The sequence below is a fragment of the uncultured Psychromonas sp. genome, assembly GCF_947489755.1.
In the GTDB taxonomy this organism is placed as follows: domain Bacteria; phylum Pseudomonadota; class Gammaproteobacteria; order Enterobacterales; family Psychromonadaceae; genus Psychromonas.
Genome location: NZ_CANLFB010000011.1, coordinates 74,148 through 91,463 on the forward strand (window position 1 = coordinate 74,148; position 17,316 = coordinate 91,463).

A 17,316-nucleotide genomic window follows, 5' to 3' on the forward strand; every position below is an offset into this window, starting at 1 on the left:
CAGGTAATATAACAATTTAATATTACCTGTTTATTTTATTCTATTAAAAACTTGGAGTTTACTAATATGGGTTTTTTTGATTCATTAAAAAAAGCAGTTACAGGCAGTGCACCGGTAGCAAATACCATTGATATCATCGCACCAATTTCTGGTGAAATCGTTGCAATTGAAGATGTGCCAGACGTAGTTTTTGCAGAAAAAATTGTTGGAGATGGTATTGCTATTCGTCCAACAGGCAACAAAATGGTTGCTCCTTGTGATGGTGAAATAGGCAAAATTTTTGAAACAAACCATGCCTTTTCAATAGAATCTGATTCAGGTATTGAATTGTTTGTACATTTTGGTATTGATACTGTTGAGTTGAAAGGTGAAGGTTTCACTCGTATTGCTCAAGAAGGTCAAAAAGTTAAAGCTGGTGATACCATCATTGAATTTGATCTTGCGTTCTTAACTGAAAAAGCAAAATCGATTTTAACACCTGTTGTTATATCAAATATGGACGAAATTAAAGAACTGCAAAAAATGTCAGGCACTGTTGAAGTGGCTACAGATATTGTTCTTAAAATCGTTAAATAATAATACCCTTGTATTGTTATTGAAGAGTCGCTTAGGCGGCTCTTTTACTTTATAACTCCCAAGCTGAGAGACCACGCTTAAATTTTTCTTCTTGCCCCTTTTTTTTGCTACAATTAATTATTCTTTCTATTTCAATTTGTAAGCTCATATTATGACAACAATCATGTACGGTATCCCTAATTGCGATACGATAAAAAAAGCCCAAAAATGGCTTAACGACAATAATATTCCATTTACTTTTCATGACTACCGTAAAGATGGTTTAGATAACGAATTACTGACACAGTTATACGTTACATCAAGTTGGGATCAACTGCTCAATAAACGCAGTACAAGCTACCGAGCTCTCACTGAGCAACAAAAAGAAACACTTGATGAAACGACTGTTCGTCCGTTATTTATCGAATTCCCTACTTTAATTAAACGCCCTGTTGTTATTCATCAAGGTAATGCTATCGTCGGGTTTAATATTAAAAGCTATCAACAATTTTTTGCAGTATAAGGAAGTACAATGACTCACTCGCCTGTTGTAACATTATTACAAGACTTAATTAGCCGACGTTCAGTAACACCTGAAGATGCTGGTTGCCAAGACTTGCTTATTGCTCGTTTAGAAAAACTAGGTTTTGTATGTGAAACCATGGAGTTTGAAGACACCTTAAATCTATGGGCGAGAAAAGGTACAGAAGCCCCTTTATTCTGTTTTGCAGGGCACACAGACGTTGTACCAACAGGGCCAGAAAGCAAATGGGATACGCCTCCTTTTGAGCCGACTATTATTGACGGTATGCTATATGGTCGCGGCGCTGCCGATATGAAAAGTGGTATTGCAGCTTTTATGATTGGTTTAGAAGCCTTTATTGAAGAACACAAAGATCACAAAGGCTCTATTGCATTATTGATTACAAGTGATGAGGAAGGACCATTCATTAATGGTACAACACGTGTTATTGATGTGTTAGAAGCTAGAAATGAAAAAATTGACTACTGTATTGTTGGTGAACCATCAAGTACTAACCATGTTGGTGATATCATTAAAAATGGTCGTCGAGGTTCGCTAACTGCTGATATTATTTTTAAAGGTACACAGGGTCATGTTGCTTACCCTCATCTAGTAAATAATCCTATTCATCTTGCGACTCCAGTATTGACCGAACTATTTCAAACTGAATGGGATAAAGGCAATCAATACTTCCCTGCAACGAGCTTTCAAATCACTAATTTCAATTCAGGTACTGGTGCAAGTAATGTTGTCCCTGGTGACGCTATCGTGCAATGTAACTTCCGTTACTCTACGGAATTAACTGCTGATATATTAACGGAAAAAGTTGAAAGCATTCTTAATAAAGCGGAATTTGAATACGACATAAAATGGACTTATAACGGACAACCTTTTATCACCGAACCAGGTTCGTTAACCGATGCCGTCGCACAAGCAATTTTATCGACTAATGGCATCACGACAGAGCTTTCAACAAGTGGTGGCACTTCTGATGCACGCTTTATTGCGCCTACAGGGGCTCAGGTGGTTGAATTGGGTCCAATCAATGCAACCATACATAAAGTAAATGAATCGACTAATATCGCGCAATTAGACGAACTAGTAGATATCTTTAAGTTAACCCTTAAAAACCTACTTGCATGACCTCGATTGCCATGACACCGATGCAGTTAACTGGTCAGGTGCAAACTCATCTTGTTGAGTTTGCACCTAATCGATTGCTACATAAACAAGTGATTGCTGATTTTACTGCGCTTCAACACGCAGCTAAACAGCAAGGCTTTACGTTACATGTTGCCAGTGCATTTCGTAGCTTTGAGCGTCAAATGCACATTTGGAATAATAAGTATTCGGGTGTCACGGCTATTTTGGATAAAAACGAAAAACCTGTCGATATTCAAAATATAAGCGAAATAGATAAGCTTTATAAATTATTACATTGGTCTGCCCTACCCTCTGCTAGTCGACATCATTGGGGAACGGACATTGATGTTTATGACCCAACATTACTGCCAGTAAACCAATCGTTACAATTACAAAAAAGTGAATACTTAAACGGTGGCTATTTTTCAGAATTAACCGAATGGTTAGGTAATAATATCCAGCAGTTTGGTTTTTATCGCCCTTACCAACATGATCAAGGTGGTGTAGCACAAGAACCTTGGCATATCAGCTATTTCCCATTGGCAGATGACTTTTTAAAGCTGTTAAACATCGAACTTATTGAACAAACAATGACGGATCATCCTATATTAGGAAAAGACTTAATTAAGTCACAATTAACGACTATTTATGATCAGTATATTTGTAACATTAGTCCGAGATAAATAATCTCAATTCTGGTTCATGCTCAATTCAGGTTAATCAAAATGGCATTATATTTAAAGGCATAAAGTTATATTTTTTGACTATTCTTTTAAAAATACAGCACAGTTAGTTTTTCGTAGTTTAAGGCGAGTTATTGAAGCAATAATGGATTATTGAGAGATGATTTAACGCAGAAATTAAACTTAATACCTAACCTTAATATTTAAACACAATAATTAAAATTAGAAGATGAATAACAGATTCGTTTCTAAATAAATGTGTAGCACAACACTACACATTTATATGATGATAATGACTGGAAGCGAATTAAAAAATCATTTTAATCCGCAACAAAAAATTGGTTTAGTCTTTAAAGTTATTAAACTGAAAGCCCATTCCTAAATCACATTCTTTTACTAAACGCATCGCTTGTTGCAAGTCGTCACGTTTTTTACCGGTTACACGTAGTTGATCACCTTGAATAGCAACTTGCACTTTAATTTTGCTTTCTTTGATCTCTTTTACTAGCTTTTTCGCTGTTGGTTGATCAACACCGACTTTAAATTTAACATTTTGAGACCAAAACTTACCTGATGCATCGCACTTATCTGCATCCATTGCGCGTGTATCAACGCCTCGTTTTGCAAGATTTGCACGTAACATGTCACGTAATGCATTGATTTGCATATCCGCTTCTGCTTCTATTTTTACCACTTCTTTATTAAGCGTGATAGAAGCTTTTACACCACGAAAATCATAACGAGTCCCTAACTCACGACTTGTGTTATCTACTGCATTTTTAACTTCAACTAAATCAATTTCTGAGACAATATCAAATGAAGGCATTTTTGTTCCTTAATAAACAATTTAAAATAATATCAGATTAATTTACCAGAAAACCCTTCAATCATCTATCCATAAGCCTGACTTTGTTGCTTGTATCTTATAATACAAATTTGCATAATGAAGAGACTTGTTAATCATGATACATAAACAGCCTACTAAACGGTCTAATGAACGAACAAGTGAACAAATAAGTCAGTGAATAAATGTGCAGAGGGTTATATGATTCAGATTATTGGTGCAGGTGCAATTGGTTGCTTATGGTTGGCAAAACTACATCAGTCTGGATATCCATGTCATATTGTTTCGCGCGCGAGTGTTACCCCTCCAAAACAACAATTAGACTTTACTGACTTACAAGGCCAACAATATCAATTTAATATTTCACACAGTCATCAATTATTAACAACCAGTATCGCTGAACAACAAAGTACCCTTTTAGTCTGTGTTAAAGCACCACAAGTACTTGCTGCTTTGCGCGATCAACAATCACATATCAATACAGATCAAGTGATAATACTCATGCACAATGGTTACGGCTGTGCAGAAGAAGTACAACAACACTTTCCAAATAATCCTATCATTTGCGCAACAACCGCCAATGCCAGTTTATTAAACAAAACGTTAAATATTACTCATACCGGCTTAGGGCCTAGTTATTTTGGTGCTTACCAAACGGACAATAAAAACCATCCTAGCAGCATTAATTTAAGTACACATATCGCACCCTTACAAAAAGCCATGCCGGATGTGTCTTGGAGTGAATCAATCCTTAATAAGTGTTGGCTAAAATTAATTATTAATGCAGCTATCAACCCACTCACGGCAATTAATCAAGTGACTAACGGCCAATTACAAGCCCCCCAATATGAAGCTTTAATACAACCTTTAGTATTAGAAGCCTTTAGCATTGCAGAAGCTGAGAGAATTAATTTTGAATTAACCGATTTGCAACAAACTGTCGCAAATGTCATTTCAGCAACCGCTGAAAATTATTCATCAATGAATAGGGATATTTTTTACGGTAGGAAGACTGAAATTGAGTATATCAATGGCTATCTTATAAAAAAGGCGCAACAACATAACATTGCAACGCCTATTTTAAATGACTTATACCAGCAAATTAAAGTGTTGGAGAGTCGCTAATTAATTGCTGTAAATATTCATTCATACGACTATTTATTTTATCTTGTAATCGAGGCGCTAATAACTCTTTTTGTTTCGCAGACACTTTAATAGGCCATCTTTTACGACTAATAACTTGACCATTTTCAGTGATCGTTAATTCATAGCTACCTCGTAACCAATACCAAGCATCAATATAAGCAGGTTGAGTCATATCCATCGTTGCAGATATTTCTAGTGGCGATGTCTCTACGACGGTTACACCTAAACGAGATAACCCCGCTTTAACTGATGCGACATCTGACGCTGAAGAAGTTGAATCAACACTGACTTGTAATGATGCCAGTTGTTGCTTAATTAATTGTTCTATTTTTTCACTTGAAATATCCGCTGGGATACCACTGCCACTAATATAGCTAAGTTGTAAATCCGCCATTTTACGTGTTATTTGTATATCTCTCGCGGTTCGTAACGCATTAACAGCGACAATCGAGTTAGGCGCAACGTTAATACTATAGTCAATTAACTCAGCCGTTTGTTGGTCTAAATCTATAATTGACTCCGTTAAATTTTGTGCTGCACTAATCCGATGTAAAACGGCAAGCGCATAATATTTTCCTGTTGGGCTTAACCAACTTTCTTTGATTTCTACGCCTTGAATCGCCTGCTCACTTTCGGTTTCAATATTTCTAAGCAGTGTGCTTGAACTTTCCATTGTCACGCCAAGCACGCTTTCTTGCTTTACTGCTTCCGTTAATGTTTTTGTTTCTGCTTTAACTTTAACAGAAAATATTTCAACTAAGTTTGCAATTGCATTTTTTGATGCAAGCGTTCGGTTTGAAGCTTCACCAACGGCAGTTAAATAAACGTTATTGGGATATTGGTTGTGAGCATGATCAATCCACTCTGGTCGTTCTGCTTCAGCCCTTTCTTCATTTGTTGGCGCAGCACATGCACTTAGTAAGAAAAACGACAATAAAATAGGTAATGCTAATGTTATTTTTTTCATACTTATTCCTTAGCTTTTAATTTTTAGGTTCGTTAATATTGTTGATTGATATGTTATATGCTTTTTCATTCACACAGATAATTACTGTTGATAATGAAAAATTTTATCAGATAAGCCTGTTGTTAAAATAACATGTTGCTTACCTTGATTTAGATTAATTGGTTGTTCGATTTGGCTATTCGCTGATAGGGTAATGTTGTCAAAATCCGTCTCTAAGTATCCAAATTGCACCATCGCAGGTAACATATTCCAACTTCGCAAGTCAGCCACTTCGCTTAATAAAGTGGCAAAGTTTAATAATGCACCTAATAAAGGATCTTTTTTCTGTGCTTCTTCCACTAATTTATATTTGGCGACAGCTCTCGTAGTTGTTAATAATAGAATAGAAGGATATTCTTTATCTAAATCTTCCTTGGCTAATACATCAATATTCTCAATTAATGCACTATTAACTCGATGTAGTCCATCACTGATATTTGCTTGTTGTTGCAACACTCTCGTATTTGGATAGCCTGGTACAGATACTCTAATTAACTGTCTACCATTAAAGCTTGGTACAACAATACTACGTTGTTCTTTATTGGCAACTACACCGTTAAAATACAATATAAACACTTGTTTATCTAAGTTAGTTTGCTTTGCAAGTCGAGGATATAGCTTGCTATAGCGATCGTATGCTTGGTCATTACCCATCTTTTTACTTGCACGAAGCAAACCTAACTTTAAGCCTTCAGGTAAGGGGATTTGACGTTTATTAAGTATGTTTTCTGTTAATTGATAACTAATAAAAGCATCAGATCGTTCATCTAATAATTCATATATAATGGCTGATAACAAATGTGTACTTGCCAACTGTCCACTAAGACTTTCGCCTTCTGACAATTTTTTCATTTCAACATCAGCTTGCAACATTTCAACACGTGCACCTTCAATGTCTTGGTTGAATAAGTAACTTAAAGCCAACATATTATGAACCATGACACGGTCTAATGGGTAACCGCTATAACGCCTTAAGGTTTCATTAATCGTCCCCGCAGCCACATTTTCCGTGATGGAAATAGCAGACAGTAATTGCATCTCTTTATTAGCGGTAGATAACGATTCTATGGCAGATGTAAATTCACCAGACAATAATTGTAGATAACCTAGGTTGAGGTAATACTGAGCAATATCACTCGTATCAGGTTTGTTCTCTTGTAGGATAGAAAGGATATGTTCAGGGGTTGTTTGTCTTAGCTCATTAGCCAGTTTATTGTTATTTTGTTGGGCGGCACAGCCCGTTAATGAGAATAAAAGAACAATAAGCAATTTGTGCATAATAATTCCACTTTAAATAAAATAGGCCCGTATTCGAGCCTATTAACGTGTGCTTAAACGCACCAGATATCAGTTATATGTTATAGACGAAGTTTACTGTTTTTAATCAGTTTTTTGATTTTCTTCTCACCAACCCACACTTTACGATTATCTTTAAGGCTAATTAACTCTAAGTTAACTTGGTAATAACGAACTTGTGTTGTGCCGTCCACATCAACAATCGTATTAATCTGTCCCTGCATCATATAGTCTGCGCCATACTCTTGCCCTGCTTCTTTACGAGTTGCTTCGCTCGCATTTAAATCTTGGTCTGCACGTTCATCGCGTATTTCTTGACGATTAGCAGCACTGGCTACAAATTGAACTTCACCTGAGTTAATTAACTCACGCTCCATGTTGGCAATAAACGTATTAGTATTAATATGTTCATGGCTTAAGTTTTTAACACTTCCCACTATCACAACCGGATCTTTACCTTCGCTCTGTACAAACTTTGAAATCCAAGCACGAGATAAAGAATCTTCAATCATTTCACGAGCAACAAGCTGTGAATCGGTATCGTTCCACGCACCACTTAAATCGATTTGCTCTTGCGCATCTAAACGTTCAACCGAGGTAGAACAAGCTGATAACATTAAAGTCGCTGCGACTGCAAGCCAAAAACTAGATTGTATTTTCATCGTATACTCCACTTATAAAAATTAAAATAAAAAAGGCATAAGCCTTATTCAAAACGCCTAATTAAATAAACTTAACTAATTAATTTGCCTAGCCCTTTCCCACCCAACAAATGTAAATGGATATGATAAACCTCTTGTCCACCATCATCATTGCAATTCATTATCAAACGATAACCAGATTCAGCGATGCCTTCTTGCTTAGCGAGTTGCTTGGCGACCGTGTACATTTTGCCAATTAAAAACTCATCCTCAACTTCAATATCATTGGCGGTTGCAATGAGTTTATTGGGAATAATTAAAATGTGCACTGGAGCTTGTGGTGAAATATCACGAAAGGCAGTGACATATTGATCTTGATAAAGCGTATCTGATGGGATCTCTTTATCTATTATTTTTCTAAAAATAGTTTCTTCTGGCATTTTAAAACCTCAGTATTAATTTCAATTTTCACATGTAAAGCAATATCTTATGCGAGCATAATAGCAAATCCGTATAGAACAAGCACGGCTCTATATTTAAATGATGAAGACCTAAACGATTACAGCTCTACAATTGCACCTTTACCAATACCTTCGTATGCATAAACTGTCACGCAATTATCGCCTTCTTCCTGTTTAATGGTTTCACAGATAAAACGCGCCAACTCTTCTACTGTTGTATCATTATCAAGGACTTCACAACGGCTTGCTGGCATTAATAACTCAAAGTAACCTTGAGGTGCATGATAAGCAGAACAATGCACTGGCACAGAAGATTTAGCGGTAATAAATGATAACTCGCTTCGTTCAATGACATCACTGGTACTTGCTAAGTATATGTCAGACCAACGTTTCGCCCACTTTTCAACCCATAACTCGCTGTATTCACCATTTATAAAAATATCAATTTTAGAACGATGACCATGTGCAATTCGCTGGCAATTGCCATTATGCTTTTTTAACCCATGTGTATAGTGATAGTAAGGTGTTGCAATATTTTCTGGGTGTAACGTAATAGTTAACCCCGTTACGTTTTCTGGTAATTTTGTTAATATGACTTGTTCTAAATAACTGGCCAATAAACTGGTTGTAATATCTTCACTTTCTAATAAACAATAAGCTTCATGTGGACTTTTCAGTTGAATAACACTGTTATCATCAAGTGTATAATCGACTTGCGTGCGATCGTCTTCACATATCACGGTACAGTTAGAGGCTATTTTTGGGACCAATAGTTTATGGTCGACTTCTGAATCGATGATGGCTTTAATTTGTTTTTTAACCAATGAAAAATCTAAAATCATAGACTGTTCATTTAAATCGCCATCTAATACCACATCAACTTGATAACTTTCCCCTACAAAACCACGCTTTGCATCTAAGTAAGTTGAATCAATAACCGTTAAATCGCGTACAAATAATTTCATTTTAAATCTCTTCTCTATTGCAGTTAAGCTACTTAGTTTTGCTTACTTAACCTTTTATCAGGCGAATGAAGTAGCTCAACAACAGCAATGAATTAAACCGGTTAATTAAAATGGCGCTTTGCCATCATCTGATATTGTTTCTGTGATCACAATTTCACCAGATTCAATTAATGCATCACGTTTAAGCTGCTCACGTAAATTAGGTGGAATACCTTGAATCGTTAGCGTATCTGAAGCGTCATCATATTTGATTGATGAACCTAAATGTTTTTGATCAAAACTGATACTCATACCACCACCCGATCCAACATACTTAGTTAATTTACGCATCAACGATCTATCGGCTGGAAAGTTTTCTTCTAGTTGATAATCTTCACTTACAAAGTCATAAAAACTACCCTCTAAGCTTGAAGTACTTTGAAACTCTTCTGATAACGTCGACAAATCAATGTCTTCACCCTCCTTTAATTGTTCTTTACAATAGTTAGAAGTGACCTCGCGCACAGCTTGTTTCTGTTCTGTTGGTAGTTCCTGTTTTTCACAAAACTCTTCAACCGCTTTTAATAAACCTTCGTTTTGTACTTTTGCATCAAAGCCTTCTTTAGCCCCCATGAAATCAAGGAAAAAGTCAGACACCTTACGTCCGACACGTCCTTTAATAAAGGAGATGTAACGATTGGCTTCAGGATCACGTTTTAATAAGGTTAAATCAATACGCGCCACTAATTGAATTTTACTGGTTTCAATGTGCTGGCTAACTTGCAGCTCTAGGTTTTCATTCACACTGATCGATTGATTATTTTGTAATAATGCAATTAATAAATAATCACTGGTTGTCCAGGTATATTTACTAATCAGTAATACACCTTCTTCTGCAAAATCATGCTCTTTTAACTCATCAACAAGACGACCAGCTGCTTGTTGAGAAAAACCAACAAAATCTAACTCACCATTTAATTCTTCAGTTAGTGCACGTTGGAATAGTTGTGATTTTTCGCCTTCGTTGGCAAAATAAGCAAACGCTTTATTAGATTTACTTTGATAACTGCGGTGCAAGTCCATCACAAGTTGTTCAATAGAAGGAGAAATTGGTAATTCACCTTCGCGCATTTTACATTTTAAGACTCCTTCACTGTTGTAATTCAAAGAGTGTAAAATAATGTTAGTAGCGGAAACGTTCATAGAAAAATGACCTTGTTGGAAGCGAGAGAACTTAATTGACAAATTATACACACAGCAAAGGATCTTGAAACAGGAAATATTAGGTTAATTATCTGATCAACTTTTAAAATTCGCGTTGTTAAGTGATTGGTATAATAATATGAGTGCGGTATCATAACGCAATTATTATTCCTTACATTAGAAGTTTATTATGCCAATTCAATCAAAGTACTCTAGCAAACAAATCGAAACTATCCTTGACCAAGTAATGGATGTATTACATGACAATGAGGTGTCGGTTGATTTGAGCTTAATGATCCTTGGTAACAGCATTACACATGTTATTAATAGTCAAGTACCCACTTCGCAACGTAAAGCGATTAGCGACAAGTTTGTAAAAGCATTAAGTGCCTCTATTAATTTAAAAGATAAATAAAGCAGATGGTTGAAACGGGTCATAAATTTCACGATAACGTTGCTAAAAAAGTAGCGTGGGCGCATTGGTTTACGTTTTTCAATATTATAGCTATTTCTTTAATTAGCTTACGTTATATTGCGTATTCAGGATTAGCAGACTCTGGCTTAGGTATAGCCTATCAGTTTGTTAGTTTATTAGGGCATTTCAGTTTTCTTTCCGCCGTTGTGTTTGGCATCCTAATATTTCCTTTAGCGTTTATTATCTCGAATAATTTATTGTACCGGTTAATTTGTATTTTGATCGCCACCACGGCGATCACTTTCTTAATTGTGGATACACAAATATTCAGGCTTTATGAGTTTCATCTTAACCCCTTGATCTGGCAATTTTTACAAAAGCCAGAGCAGGTTGAAGAAATTTATTCCATTAATCTGCATTACATCTCGATCCCCATTACCTTTTCCTTAGAAGTCTTTTTCTCACTAATACTGTGGAAAAAAGTCCGTAACATACAAGCAAAACAGATAGGCAAACCGATTGCCTTATTCTTATTTGCTAGTTTTGTCACTAGTCATCTTGTGTTTATTTGGGCAGATGCAACTCAATATCGACCAATAACACATCAGAGATCGTTGTATCCTCTCTCTTACCCTATGACCGCACGCACTTTCTTAAAGAAACAAGGCTGGTTAAATGAAGATGTTATACAAAAAAGAGAATTGGGCGCTACCGGAACGAATCAGCAAGAACTGAATTACCCGCTTGAAAAGCTAACGTATTCAAAAATGCCAATGGCAAGTGCAGATAACAATATATTAATTATTAATATTGAATCCTTAAGATCTGACATGCTGAACGCTCACAATATGCCCAATTTACAAGCGTTAGCTGAACAAGGCATTAATTTTAAGAACCATTTCAGCGGCGCTAATAATAATGAACAAGGCGTGTTTAGCCTATTTTATGGTTTACCAAATAGTTATTGGTACGAAGTTACTGAGAACCATATTCCACCTGTTTTCATGACTAAAATTAATGAAGAAAATCGTCCTATTGGTCTTTTCTCAAGTATCGGTTTTGTACACCCTAAATTTTTACAAAGTAGTTTTAGTCAGCTGAAAAACAACAATGATGTCTACTATTCAAAAGCACAAAATAACAACCAAGTAGTCCAACAATGGGGTGAATGGATAACGACTCAAACTAAATTGAAACCTTGGTTTGGTTATATTTATTTAGAACAACAAAATAATGATTTATTTAATCAACCAAGTAAGAAGTCGATTCCTGAGCAAACAGAGCATTTATCTTTATATCAATCACAGGTAGTCACAATTGATAATCAGATAGCGCGTTTGATCAATAAATTGAAACAACAGAAACAATATGAAAATACAGTGATTGTCATTACAGGCACGCACGGTCAATCGTTTAAAGAGCAAAATACAAATGATGCTTTAATCAGTGGGGCTAATGTACCAATGGTGCTGATTTGGCCTAATAAAGCTCCTCGGACTATCTACCGAATGACTAGCCATGCTGATATTGTACCAACGCTTATGCAAGGTGTTTTTGGTATCGAAAATGAAAGCAATCAATACAGTAGTGGCCAATATTTATTAAAAGATAATGACCGTCAGTATGTGCTATCTGGCGACATTAATAACTATGTTATCTATGAAGACAGAAAAATAACGCAGTTTTCAGGCAATGGAAATATTAATAGTATTGATTGGCAAGGTGAGCATATCGAAGCTAATGAGGAAAACGATAAGTCTAACATTACTTTATTGATTGATGTGTTATCAACCTTACGTCGATTTAATCAAAAATAAATGACTGTAAAACGAGTAATAAAAAGCCGATAAAAATCATACTTTTTATCGGCTTTTTGTATTTAACACTTAAGCTAATCTACCCCATATCTAATTTATCTAGCCTATATTTAAGCTCTCTAGTACGGTCTGCTTTCGATACGATGACAAGCAAACCTATCCATATTCCACATTTATTAATTACGACGGTTTATTCGTTGATTCGAATAACGGGGCTAATGTGTTGTCACCAAGCCATTTATAACAATGTGGCGCGACATCTGAACGCTTTTTAATACGATGTTCTTTCTTCGTTCCTAACATAATAAACGCAACAGGCTCTTGCTGTTTAGTCAGACCAAATAATTCATGAACTTGCGTTAACTCCGCAGCATCAGTGCTATACCAAATAGCAGCGACTTCTTCTTGCTCTGCCGCTAACAAGATATTTTGACACCCTGCCGCTGCCGCTAATACTTGATCTCGACGTGATACAGCATGAGGTTCAACAATATCTGCAGAAACCAATACTACCATCGGAGCATCTTTTAAATAATTCGTTAATCGACGAATACGCGCAGGGTCAATATGACCCGCGTTATCCAACCAAGCACGGCACATTGACTCACACATACTTGGAACATGCTCCGTATCAACCACCACTAAGTGCCATGGCTTAATATTGCCATGATCAGGGGCACTCATGATAGCTTGAAAAATACGTTTTAGTTTTTCACTATCGGGTGCAGGTGCTTCCATTTCATGGACATGACAAGAGCTACGTTGATAAATAAGATCTAATGCAGACACTTTTAATTCCTTTTATAACCTAATAAAATTAAACAAATAAAATACAAGCCACCAATAATCGACACTAAAATACCACTAGCAATCTCAAAGGGCGCAATTAAGGTTCTACCTAATCCATCAGCCAGCAATAATAACCAAGCGCCGACTAAACCACTGCCAAGTAGTAATACCCAATGACGAGTTTGTCCCATCAAGCGTAAAATATGTGGAGAGAGTAACCCAACAAATGCAATCGCACCTACCGCAGCGACTGCCGCAGCGGTTAACAAGACCACTAATAAAATGATTAATAAACGTAGTTTCATTAACGATTGGCCAAGGTGTAATCCCCAATCTTCACCTAAGGTGAATAAATCTAATTGGCGAGCAAGCGCTAATAACGCTAAACAACAAGGTACTGTCACCGCCATCAGTAACCAACCTATCTGTGCATCTGCACCATACGTTGTTCCTGTTAGCCAAAGCACTGTCACAGAAGCCGCTCCAGAACCAAACGTCAGTACCATCGATGCAATAGTTCCGCACCAAGCAGAGATAGCAATCCCTAGTAGCGCGAGTTGAGAGACTCGTAATTGGTAGCGCATTGCAATAAATAAAATACATACCACAATAGCCGCGCCCACTAACGCCCATAAAAAGAGATCAACACGAGAAGCGTCAGGCCAAACCTGTAAAGCTAAGATAATACATAACACTGAGGCCGATGTTGCACCAGAGATGTCTGGACTTGCCATTGGGTTTCTAAACAACGCCTGTAAAGTACAACCCGCCATTCCTAAACCAATACCTGCCATCACAGCAACACCCATACGCCATGCTGTGAATTCAAAACCAACCTCACTAGGCCAAAAATACAGAGCCGTTAAAACCAATAAAAAAGAAGGAATCGCAATAGCAAAGAATTTCGGCAACTTAATTAATGCCGCTAATCCAAATCCACTTTCTTGCATCGCCATACCCATTGCACCTTTCTTGCGCGTTAACAGGTACAAAAAGAATGGCATGCCGATTAAAACAGTCAGTACACCGGTCGGTAAACGGAAACCTGAAACAGGTAATGAACGTGAAAAGAGCTCAGCAACAATCACTAATAAAGCGCCAAAAATACTGGCACAGATAACCTGTTGGCGTGATTTATTAAATCCTAGCATACGAGCAATGTGAGGCGCCATTAAACCAACAAAACCTAATACACCCACCATCGCAGTGACTAATGAGGCTTGTAATACGGCAATCAATAACAAAACAGCACGCCAACGTCTAACAGATAAACCAACAACATTGGCTGTATCATCACCTAAACTCAACATATCTAATTGACGGTGGCATAACAAAGGTAATGCCAATAGCAATAAAGAAGGGATAAAAATAAGACTGACTAATTGAGCATCGCTTTGGCCAATATTGCCACTACCCCACAGAAATAAACCATCCATACGTTGTTCAGCATAAATCATAATGGCAGATGACAAAGCCCCCACCGCAAGACTCATCGCCATACCAATTAAGATAAGCTGTAATTTACCACCACCGATAACCTGCGACAGTAACAAAATCAACATTGAAATAACTAAAGCAAAAGCAAAAGCAGCGATCCACACTTCCCAGATACTAGGATCATCAATAAAAAGATTAATAACCATCGCACCTAATAACGCACCAGCACTGATACCAATGGTTGAAGGTGAAGCAAATGAATTACCTAAAGCGGTTTGAACTACTGCCCCAGATTGAGCAAGTAAAGCACCACATAACAGTGCCATTAATAAAGTAGGTAGTAACAATTGATAAAAGTAAGTGATTTCATAATCATTAATCAATACTGTTTGCTGATAATGCTGCCAGCTAAATATAGCGACAACAATAATAAGCAACGAGATAAGTGACCAAGCAGCACTTCGCCCTTTCATTAATTCTGAGTATTTAGCGAGCATGATTTTTCTCCAACAACGTGTGAGTAAATGCTCGCGCCATTCTTACAACAGAAACAGGACCACCAAAACTCCATAGTGGAGAGACCGTATAAATATCATCATTTTTAACGAATTGATGCTGTGCCCATAATGGTGATGTCATCATTCTTTCACCTTTACCCGCCGTTTCTTGTACCAAAATAAGTGCCGTATCTTGTAACATTTTAATTTGCTCTAATTGTAAATGCGTAAAATCCTTACCTGGTAACGTAATATCCCATTGATAATCAAGCCCTAGCTGTGTCGCAATAGACGCCGCTAAACTTTGTTTAGAAAAAACACGTAAGCCATAACCCATACCAACAAATTTTCCATAAGCTATTTTCTTACCTTGCAAATCTTCACTGGCTAATATCACACGTAAACGAGCTAACTCGGCATCCATTTCCAATAGCTGTTGTTTGGCTAATGCCGTTTTACCAACACGCTCTGCAAGCAGTAAATAGTTGCTTCGCATTTGATCCATATAGCGGTAATCCGTTTGCTCAAAACGTGCAAATTGTTGAAGTAATAACGTTGGAGCGATGGCATTTAATTCATCTAATAAACGAGCATGGCGGAATGGATAACCAATAATAAGATCGGGCTTTTGTTTTATTACAGCAGGGAGACTAGGGAAAGCTCGATTACCGACTTCAGCAACACCGTCAGGAAGCGCAGGATGATTAGATTGCCATTTTCGATAACCATTAATTGATGTCAGTGCAACGGGTTTAATGCCTAAAGACAATAACATTTCAGCAGCAGACCAATTTAAGGCAACCGTTCGAGGCGTATTAATCAGTGTAGCGGGGAGTGATAAAGGTAAAATAGCATCATCTGACACATCAATATTTTCAACTATTGTTGTGCCAGTCATTCCATTATTTTTTTTACTGTTCTGTAGGTCAGCGCTCTGATTAACTACTTGGCTAAAAGCGGTATGAGGTAACGTAAAAATAACAGCGATAACCATAACCATAGACATAGGCATAGAAGACATAAACCAACGTAACATCAGTCTATCCTCTTTGCATTTGACTCATTTTTTGCATTTGACTTAGCCTTCACACTTGATTTGATATTAGTAGAAGATTCGGTATTAGCGATGAACTTAGTATCATTCAATTTAACCGCATTAGTTCGTGGCCATAATAAAGTTTGCCCTTCCACTTCAACACGCGCGACCGACGTATTATAAACTTGAGAAACACGATCAGCTGTTAAGACTAAATCGATATCACCTGCGGCGACCACTTTACCTTTTTCTAACATAATCGCATGGTGACTAAATTCTTGTGCATGGTTAAGGTCATGTAATACCCAAATAATCGTTTTACCATATTGTTCATTAAGGCGTTTAACGATATGCAACAATTCAACTTGATGTCCAATATCTAACCAAGAAGTCGGTTCATCTAACAAAACAATATCAGTATCTTGAGCGAGTACCATCGCTAACCAACAACACTGAGCTTCACCACCCGATAATGTTTCAATCGCTAAATCTGCAAATTCAAGTACACCGGCTTCTTGCATTGCCCAATGCATTTTTTCTTTATCTTGTTTCGTTAATGGTGCAAACCAACGTCGGTGGGGATGACGACCAAACTCAACCAAATCAGCAACCGTCAAGCCAACTGGTGTACTATGACGTTGTGGCAGCATGGCAAGTTTAAGTGCTAAGTCAGCACGGGAATACTGCATTATTCCTTTTCCAGATAATTGAATATCCCCTGTGTTAATTTTTTCCAAGCCAGCAATCAGTTTTAGTAACGTACTTTTGCCAGAGCCGTTCGGGCCAATCAAGGCCGTCACTTTTCCTTCTTGAAATTCACAGGAGATATTATCTAGAATTAACTTGCCGCCTAAGCGACAAGTTAATTTATTCACAGTTA

Annotated in this window: 18 protein-coding genes; 7 read left to right on the forward strand and 11 right to left on the reverse strand. The window is 37.0% G+C overall.

What is annotated here, in order from left to right:
- The first annotated feature begins 66 nt into the window (after positions 1-66).
- The 4 genes from crr (at position 67) to Q0794_RS08200 (ending at position 2,904) form a co-directional block, all read left to right on the forward strand.
- Complete coding sequence (crr, locus tag Q0794_RS08185) at positions 67-576, forward strand: PTS glucose transporter subunit IIA (RefSeq protein ID WP_298941244.1); 510 nt, start codon at positions 67-69, stop codon at positions 574-576.
- Positions 577-727: 151 nt separating this feature from the next.
- On the forward strand, positions 728-1,078 hold the full coding sequence (locus tag Q0794_RS08190) for an ArsC family reductase (RefSeq protein WP_298941245.1): 351 nt from the start codon (positions 728-730) through the stop codon (positions 1,076-1,078).
- A 9-nt stretch (positions 1,079-1,087) separates the two neighbouring features.
- On the forward strand, positions 1,088-2,221 hold the full coding sequence (gene dapE, locus Q0794_RS08195; RefSeq protein ID WP_298941246.1) for a succinyl-diaminopimelate desuccinylase: 1,134 nt from the start codon (positions 1,088-1,090) through the stop codon (positions 2,219-2,221).
- A complete protein-coding gene (locus Q0794_RS08200) occupies positions 2,218-2,904 on the forward strand; it encodes a M15 family metallopeptidase (protein ID WP_298941247.1) in 687 nt (228 codons plus the stop codon). Before dapE ends, Q0794_RS08200 begins: the two co-directional genes overlap by 4 nt.
- Before the next feature lie 343 nt (positions 2,905-3,247).
- Here the strand turns inward: Q0794_RS08200 and Q0794_RS08205 are convergent, their stop codons facing one another.
- A complete protein-coding gene (locus Q0794_RS08205) occupies positions 3,248-3,730 on the reverse strand; it encodes a YajQ family cyclic di-GMP-binding protein (RefSeq protein ID WP_298941248.1) in 483 nt (160 codons plus the stop codon).
- 219 nt (positions 3,731-3,949) lie between these two features.
- Between Q0794_RS08205 and Q0794_RS08210 the strand changes: the two genes are divergently transcribed.
- Positions 3,950-4,873, forward strand: coding sequence for a 2-dehydropantoate 2-reductase (locus Q0794_RS08210; RefSeq protein ID WP_298941249.1), 924 nt, complete (start codon positions 3,950-3,952; stop codon positions 4,871-4,873).
- Here Q0794_RS08210 and Q0794_RS08215 read toward each other — a convergent pair.
- From Q0794_RS08215 to yejK, 6 genes are all read right to left on the reverse strand, one after another.
- Positions 4,851-5,861, reverse strand: coding sequence for an LPP20 family lipoprotein (locus Q0794_RS08215; RefSeq protein ID WP_298941250.1), 1,011 nt, complete (start codon positions 5,859-5,861; stop codon positions 4,851-4,853). The genes Q0794_RS08210 and Q0794_RS08215 overlap by 23 nt on opposite strands.
- Positions 5,862-5,942: 81 nt before the next feature.
- Positions 5,943-7,178, reverse strand: coding sequence for a hypothetical protein (locus Q0794_RS08220; protein ID WP_298941251.1), 1,236 nt, complete (start codon positions 7,176-7,178; stop codon positions 5,943-5,945).
- An 80-nt stretch (positions 7,179-7,258) separates the two neighbouring features.
- Positions 7,259-7,858, reverse strand: a complete 600-nt coding sequence (locus tag Q0794_RS08225) for a penicillin-binding protein activator LpoB (RefSeq protein WP_298941252.1) — start codon at positions 7,856-7,858, stop codon at positions 7,259-7,261.
- A gap of 71 nt (positions 7,859-7,929) precedes the next feature.
- Positions 7,930-8,277: an HIT domain-containing protein gene (locus Q0794_RS08230; RefSeq protein WP_298941253.1), complete on the reverse strand. Its 348-nt coding sequence runs from the start codon at positions 8,275-8,277 to the stop codon at positions 7,930-7,932.
- A 119-nt stretch (positions 8,278-8,396) separates the two neighbouring features.
- On the reverse strand, positions 8,397-9,263 hold the full coding sequence (locus tag Q0794_RS08235; protein WP_298941254.1) for a 6-carboxytetrahydropterin synthase: 867 nt from the start codon (positions 9,261-9,263) through the stop codon (positions 8,397-8,399).
- Between the two features lie 105 nt (positions 9,264-9,368).
- A complete protein-coding gene (gene yejK / locus Q0794_RS08240; RefSeq protein ID WP_298941255.1) occupies positions 9,369-10,445 on the reverse strand; it encodes a nucleoid-associated protein YejK in 1,077 nt (358 codons plus the stop codon).
- A 190-nt stretch (positions 10,446-10,635) separates the two neighbouring features.
- On the opposite strand from yejK, the gene Q0794_RS08245 reads away from it, so the two are divergent.
- Together Q0794_RS08245 and Q0794_RS08250 are read left to right on the forward strand one after the other, a co-directional pair.
- Positions 10,636-10,860 (forward strand): DUF1414 domain-containing protein, encoded by a 225-nt coding sequence (locus tag Q0794_RS08245; protein WP_298941256.1) that lies wholly within the window; start codon positions 10,636-10,638, stop codon positions 10,858-10,860.
- 5 nt (positions 10,861-10,865) lie between these two features.
- Complete coding sequence (locus Q0794_RS08250) at positions 10,866-12,677, forward strand: DUF3413 domain-containing protein (RefSeq protein WP_298941257.1); 1,812 nt, start codon at positions 10,866-10,868, stop codon at positions 12,675-12,677.
- Positions 12,678-12,857: 180 nt separating this feature from the next.
- Here the strand turns inward: Q0794_RS08250 and Q0794_RS08255 are convergent, their stop codons facing one another.
- Genes Q0794_RS08255 through Q0794_RS08270 form a run of 4 tightly spaced genes read right to left on the reverse strand, consistent with a single transcriptional unit; the run spans position 12,858 to position 17,311 of the window.
- Positions 12,858-13,466, reverse strand: a complete 609-nt coding sequence (locus tag Q0794_RS08255) for a nitroreductase (protein WP_298941258.1) — start codon at positions 13,464-13,466, stop codon at positions 12,858-12,860.
- Between the two features lie 2 nt (positions 13,467-13,468).
- Positions 13,469-15,400, reverse strand: a complete 1,932-nt coding sequence (locus tag Q0794_RS08260) for an iron ABC transporter permease (RefSeq protein WP_298941259.1) — start codon at positions 15,398-15,400, stop codon at positions 13,469-13,471.
- On the reverse strand, positions 15,390-16,436 hold the full coding sequence (locus Q0794_RS08265; RefSeq protein ID WP_298941260.1) for an iron-siderophore ABC transporter substrate-binding protein: 1,047 nt from the start codon (positions 16,434-16,436) through the stop codon (positions 15,390-15,392). The genes Q0794_RS08260 and Q0794_RS08265 overlap by 11 nt, the downstream gene beginning before the upstream one ends.
- Complete coding sequence (locus Q0794_RS08270) at positions 16,436-17,311, reverse strand: ABC transporter ATP-binding protein (protein WP_298941261.1); 876 nt, start codon at positions 17,309-17,311, stop codon at positions 16,436-16,438. Before Q0794_RS08270 ends, Q0794_RS08265 begins: the two co-directional genes overlap by 1 nt.
- Between the last annotated feature and the right edge of the window lie 5 nt (positions 17,312-17,316).